Raw genomic sequence first — 5,590 nt, 5'->3', positions numbered from 1 at the left:
TTCAACTGTCTAGCTTCGCATCTAGAAAGTGCAACCTGCGGATTTGGATGCACTTCGACCATAATACCATCCGCGCCAGCCGCTAACGCTGCTTTCGCGCATGGAAGCATAATATCCTTTCGGCCAGTCGCATGGGTAACATCCACGAGAACGGGGAGATGGGTCTCTTGTTTCAATATCGGAACAGCAGAAATATCGAGTGTATTACGCGTCCATTTCTCGTAGGTGCGAATTCCGCGCTCAATTAACATGACTTGGTTATTCCCGCTGGATAGCAAATACTCAGCCGCAAATACGAATTCTTCGAGTGTGGCGGAGAGACCACGTTTCAACAAGACAGGCTTTTGAGTTTGGCCAACGGCTTTCAGCAAATCGAAGTTATGCATATTGCGGGCACCAATCTGAAAGATGTCAATGTAACGAGCTGCCGTGTCAATATGCATAGGGCTCATGATTTCACTGATCGTCACCATCCCCGTCTCATCAGCCACTTCCTTCATGATTTTCAATCCTTCTTCGCCAAGGCCTTGGAAATCATACGGTGATGTTCTCGGTTTATACGCGCCTCCTCGTAAGACGGTAATGCCGGCATTCCTCATTGCGGAAGCAACGGTAAGCAGCTGATCTCTGCTTTCAATAGAGCAGGGGCCAGCGACGATAACAGGCACAGAGCCGCCGATTTCAGTATGTTTTACTTGAATAGCTGTATCTTCACTCTTATGCTGGCGGCTAACGAGAAGCTTGCGCTCGGCAGGAGCCTCTTTTTTTATTTCGGGATTCGCAAAAGAATGGGTAGCAAGCTCTTTCAGTAGTTGTTGGTTGCCAACTGGCTCCGCTTGTGAAATGCCCTGCTTATTCTTTTCTTGAACGATTTCCACAGCCATTCGTGCACGTTCGTTCATCAGATCGAGCAATTGTTGGTTAATTCCATCCCATTGCGTGATTAATTGTTTCCACTTGTCGCTCACAACGAGAACACACCCCTCTTTTTCACAATTGACTGCAGCCTTACCCTTACCAGCTAAACTTTATGTCGCTTCTGGATATACACCGGTTTGGTCGATGGCGCGTTATTTACGAGCCCAACTCGATCGAGAAGCGTTGCGTCAGCAATGATTTGAAGGGTGACAGGCACATGAAGCTTTTCAGATAATCGAGTTTGGATGTCCTCCCTACTCCATTGTCCAGCATCGTGCGAATCAAGAAGAATGTATAATCCCTCTTCTTGCTCCAATACCTTCCATGCATCTGGGGCAGGTGTCAACGAATAGATAGCTTCTTGGATGTCATATGCATCTAGAATCGTATCACCGATGATGATTCGATCCTTACTTCTGCCGTAATGCACCAACTTGCCTATTGCTCGCCCACAAGCACACATGGTGGATTCAACGGAGATAATATCATCATTAAAATATCGCAACAGAGGAGAAGCTTGATGGGTGAGCGTTGTTATCGCCGCAAACCCTCTTTCTCCTTGAGCAACAGTGCCTGAACCATCTTCATGCAGCACTTCCACGTAAAAATCCTGCTCCACGATATGCATCGAGCCACACTCACACATGGCCGCAATATTCCCGGTTTCGGTCGAACCATACATATTATAAACAGGTACACCCCACAGCCTCTCGATATGCTCTTTGCGTTTATCGCTCATTAACTCACCAGCAACACAAATAGCCCGTAGCGCTGGTAATTCTGTGTTCACATCCAAACCAATGAGACGTGCTGCCTCAGCCAAAAGCTCCATCTCGCGCGGAAGTCCAGCTAATACGGTAACTTGTAGGCGCTTCATAAGACTTAATACTCTCGGATATGGTGTAACTACCGTACGTCCACTTGCAGGTACAACCCCTGCTCCTATCTGCCAAGCAGCTTGCTGCATTAAGAAGGCGGGCAGCGCCAGGGCATACGGGAATCGAATCAGCACAAGATCATCCGCTGTCAATCGGACTCCACATTCCTGAAGCTGTCTTCCGCCTACTCGCATATCTTCATGCGTGAACCAAGAAGCGGAAGGTTCTCCGGTTGTACCTGTGGATTCGTGGTATTGGGCAATCTTACTCATTTCGACAGCTAGGTGTCCGAAAGTACCGGCATTGCGGAGATCTTCTTTCATTGTCAAGGGCAGTGTTTGGATGTGCTCCATCCCGATATCATCGATGTTATATTTCGCTAATCGATCCTGATATAGAGGGGATTTCATTAGGCGTACTAATAAATTCTTGAACTTCTCCTCCCGCTCCCTCTGAATATCGGTCATTAGGGCACCTCCTCTCGGCGTAACACGGCGCTTAAGGATGGGTAATGCGAATCCTTGGCCCCATGCTCCTAGCTGTCTTACGTGAATATTCGCGTTGCTTTGCCAAATGTCCGAGGAATATCATGTCTGATTTCCACTTCGCAATCAATTCCGATTCGATCCGTCATATGCTTCCGGATTTTCGTTGCCAATTGCTCATCTGTTAATTCCGTCCGAAACGGTTCGGCTTCAATCTTGAATGATCCCTGATTCAATTTGAAGTGATACCACATACCCACATCTGGAATTTCCATCAAAAATTGTTCTAATAGGAACGGGGAGTAGTCTTCATCCCCCAATCGAATCATACTCTCCATTCTTCCTCTCAAATGAAGGACGTCCATTGTGAGACCACAATCACATTTGGATTTCTGTAAATACCCGATATCCCCACTGCGATAACGGACCATTGGCATGGCCTCGCGCAACAACGTCGTTACCACGATTTCTCCCGTCTTGCCGTAAGGTAGCTTTTCCCGCGTAACTGGATTAATAATTTCGACTTTTACATGTCCCTCCATCACGTGATAACCTTTGTGCTCACTGCATTCGACCGCAACGACGCCGCATTCGGTCGATCCGTAGAAGAAGGATACTTCGCATCCCCACCATTTTTCCAAACGCTCACGGAATTTATAGGAGCAGCCTTCACCTGTAAGCACTATTTTTTTCAATCGTATGTCTTCTCCGATTTTGATACCGAACCGCTCGCTTTCTTCAGCCAAAAGCGCCGCATATGAGGGGGTCGTAGTCAGAACTGTAGCTTGGAACTCCTTCATCAATTCTAATGACTTATCGACGGGAGCCATGTATCCGCCTTTGCCAAGTGATAGGACTGCCGTTCCAAATGCAAACTGAAACAACCGCTGAAACCCAAGACCAGGCAGAGCAAATTCATAAGGCAAGGCGACGGCTACCACATCAACATCCGTTTCCTTAAACAATTGCAAATATTTCGGCAGCAAATCATAGACATACTGATCAGCTAATGAGTACGAGGTATAAATAGGCTTTCCCGAAGTGCCGCTCGTAAGGTGAACCTGCCCGATTTCTTTCGGGTCTACACATAAGATTTTCTGCTTATCGCCTCGAATGACGTCTTTATTCAATAGCGGTACATTTGTTAATTGCTCCAGGCTTTCAATCTCCGGCACTGTAAAGCCTGCTTCTTCCAGCTTTGAACGATAATATTCATTCCGGTCCCAAACATGAGCAAGTGTGGCGTTAATTGCTTGTAACTGATACTCTTCAATTTTTTGCCGAGGCAGCTTCTCAATGGTGCTTCCATCCTCATCCAATTTCGTAAAAAATGCTTTGAATTGTTCTAGATGGGATGTATGTTCGTCCACGGTTACCTTCATTTTATGGGTTTGTGCTTTCATAAAAATCCTCCTAACCATTTTCAGTCCAAACCTTCGGCATGTAATTCGTCTAGCATTCTCTCATTGTTTATTTGTACTCCCCACGCATCCAAGTCACCCTTATATGAAATGCACGCAATGTCATGCTTGACTCGGACAACTGTATATCTTCTGAAAACTGATTTTTTCATCCAATCAATGCAGTAGGGACTCGCATAACGTAACAATTATATAACCTTCGAAATCATGAGATGTTGGCGTAGAGGGACTCGACTTTCAAATGAATAGCGAAGCAAATTGGAGGTTAGGCATACATGTCATCTGACAGCACTCCTGAAAAACAATTCAAGATCGCAAAAAAGCTCCTTCAAGATGGAGTTGAGGGAGACAAACAAGCAGCGAAAAGAGCGCATGAGAAGCTGTTAAGGCTCCGTGAGACCCAGCCTCATCATGCGCTTATTGAAGCCTATTACGGTAGTTCATTAGCCCTCTTATCACGTGATGCCGTCAAACTTGTTGAGAAAGAAGAAAAAGCACTCGAGAGTTTGGAGATATTGAATCAAGCAGTAGAAATGGATCCAAACGAAAAGAAATTCGCTTCGTACGCGGAAGTGTCTGCCTGCATCTGCCGGAGACTTATTTCCATTCTTCGAAAATAGCGATCGAGGACTTCACGTTCCTCCTAGACCGTTATCTACAAGATTCAAATTACCTTACCCACAAACAAGTCAGAAGAGCACTTCGAAAACTGAGCAAAGCCTACCAAAATAGCGGCAATCCCGCCAAGGCGAATGAAGTCTCACAGCGTCTTGCCTCCATGTATCCAAAGAGAAAAGATGATTAGAATCATGCAAGCGAGCAATGTGTTCATGCATGAGTACAGAGAGGATGAAATTGAGTGACAAACCTTAATCCCAGCGATATGGAAGACTCAGACTTGAATGAGACTTCAACATCGAGCGATGATCATGCTTCATTGACCGAATCTGTTCTAAATTCCGTGTCAGATCAAGTGTCTACTCCGTCTGACCCGTTCAATGAAAGACTCACCCTAGCTATCCAACTTTATCTGAATGGCGTAGCTGGGAGTGCGGCTGCTGTTCAAGAAGCACATCAGATTTTAGAACAGCTGCACGTCGATAATCCAGATCATCCCCTTGTTGGTGCTTACTATGGCAGCACCATGATATTGATTGCAAGAGATAAAACAGAGGCTTCTGATAAGTTGAAATGGTCAAAACAAGGATTGAAAATGCTCGACAATGCGGTAGCCGCCGACCCACACAACAGTACGATCCGACTGCTTCGCGGCAAGTCCTCTTACAATCTCCCAGAGCAGTACTTCCATCGGACGAAGACGGTGATTGAAGATTTTACCCACGTCCTCAATACACCACCTGACACGCTTGACACCGAAGAACTCATCTATGAACTCGGTGAGGCTTACTCTAAGATAGGCCAGAACCAAGACGCGGCTACGCACTTTAGAAAATTGGAGAGTCAAACACAAAATTCGGCATGGAAGCAGCTTTCCAAGCAAAAGCTGCAAGAGCTAGAAGGAAAACCAGCAGTTGAAAAAATACCAAACAAAGGCCCCTCTTCCATCTTGATTGAAGCTACTCGAACTGTAGGCAACGCCCTCCTTACTTTGTTTGGTAATGAAAAGGAGTATGAAAAAGCGAAAGAAAAGGCGGAAGATCGCGAGAAGAGACGTGCAAAAGAACGTGCAAAAGAACGTGCAGAAGAACGTGCAAAAGAACGTGCGAAAGAACGTGCAAAAGAACGTGCGGAAGAACGTGCGAGAGAACGTGCAAAAGAACGCGCGGAAGAACGCGCGGAAGAACGCGCGAAAGAACGTGCGAAAGAACGAGCGGAAGAACATGCGAAGGAACATGAGAAGGAGCATGTGGAAGAACGCGCGGAGGAT

At 46.2% G+C, this 5,590-nt stretch carries 5 protein-coding genes; 2 read left to right on the top strand and 3 right to left on the bottom strand.

Translation table 11 applies throughout. The features are described from left to right. From AZ66_RS26105 to AZ66_RS26095, 3 genes are all read right to left on the bottom strand, one after another. The coding region (locus AZ66_RS26105; protein WP_044357543.1) for a bifunctional 3-deoxy-7-phosphoheptulonate synthase/chorismate mutase at nt 1–968 on the bottom strand (968 nt) is incomplete at its 3' end. A 53-nt stretch (nt 969–1,021) separates the two neighbouring features. Beyond that, entirely contained in the window at nt 1,022–2,263 is a 1,242-nt protein-coding gene (locus AZ66_RS26100; RefSeq protein ID WP_044357542.1) for a phenylacetate--CoA ligase family protein, read from the bottom strand. Between the two features lie 77 nt (nt 2,264–2,340). Beyond that, on the bottom strand, nt 2,341–3,684 hold the full coding sequence (locus AZ66_RS26095) for a phenylacetate--CoA ligase family protein (protein WP_044357541.1): 1,344 nt from the start codon (nt 3,682–3,684) through the stop codon (nt 2,341–2,343). Between the two features lie 293 nt (nt 3,685–3,977). Between AZ66_RS26095 and AZ66_RS26090 the strand changes: the two genes are divergently transcribed. Both AZ66_RS26090 and AZ66_RS26085 read left to right on the top strand, forming a co-directional pair. After that, nucleotides 3,978–4,322, top strand: coding sequence for a hypothetical protein (locus AZ66_RS26090; protein WP_231587061.1), 345 nt, complete (start codon nt 3,978–3,980; stop codon nt 4,320–4,322). 239 nt (nt 4,323–4,561) lie between these two features. Beyond that, nucleotides 4,562–5,590: tetratricopeptide repeat protein (locus tag AZ66_RS26085; protein ID WP_044357540.1), on the top strand; the 1,029-nt coding region annotated here is incomplete at its 3' end.

This window comes from Paenibacillus sp. E194 (genome assembly GCF_000935845.1).
GTDB classification, from domain to species: domain Bacteria; phylum Bacillota; class Bacilli; order Paenibacillales; family Paenibacillaceae; genus Paenibacillus_B; species Paenibacillus_B alvei_B.
The sequence above is the reverse complement of the archived record's forward strand: the minus strand, read 5'-3'. Positions and strand labels throughout refer to the sequence as shown.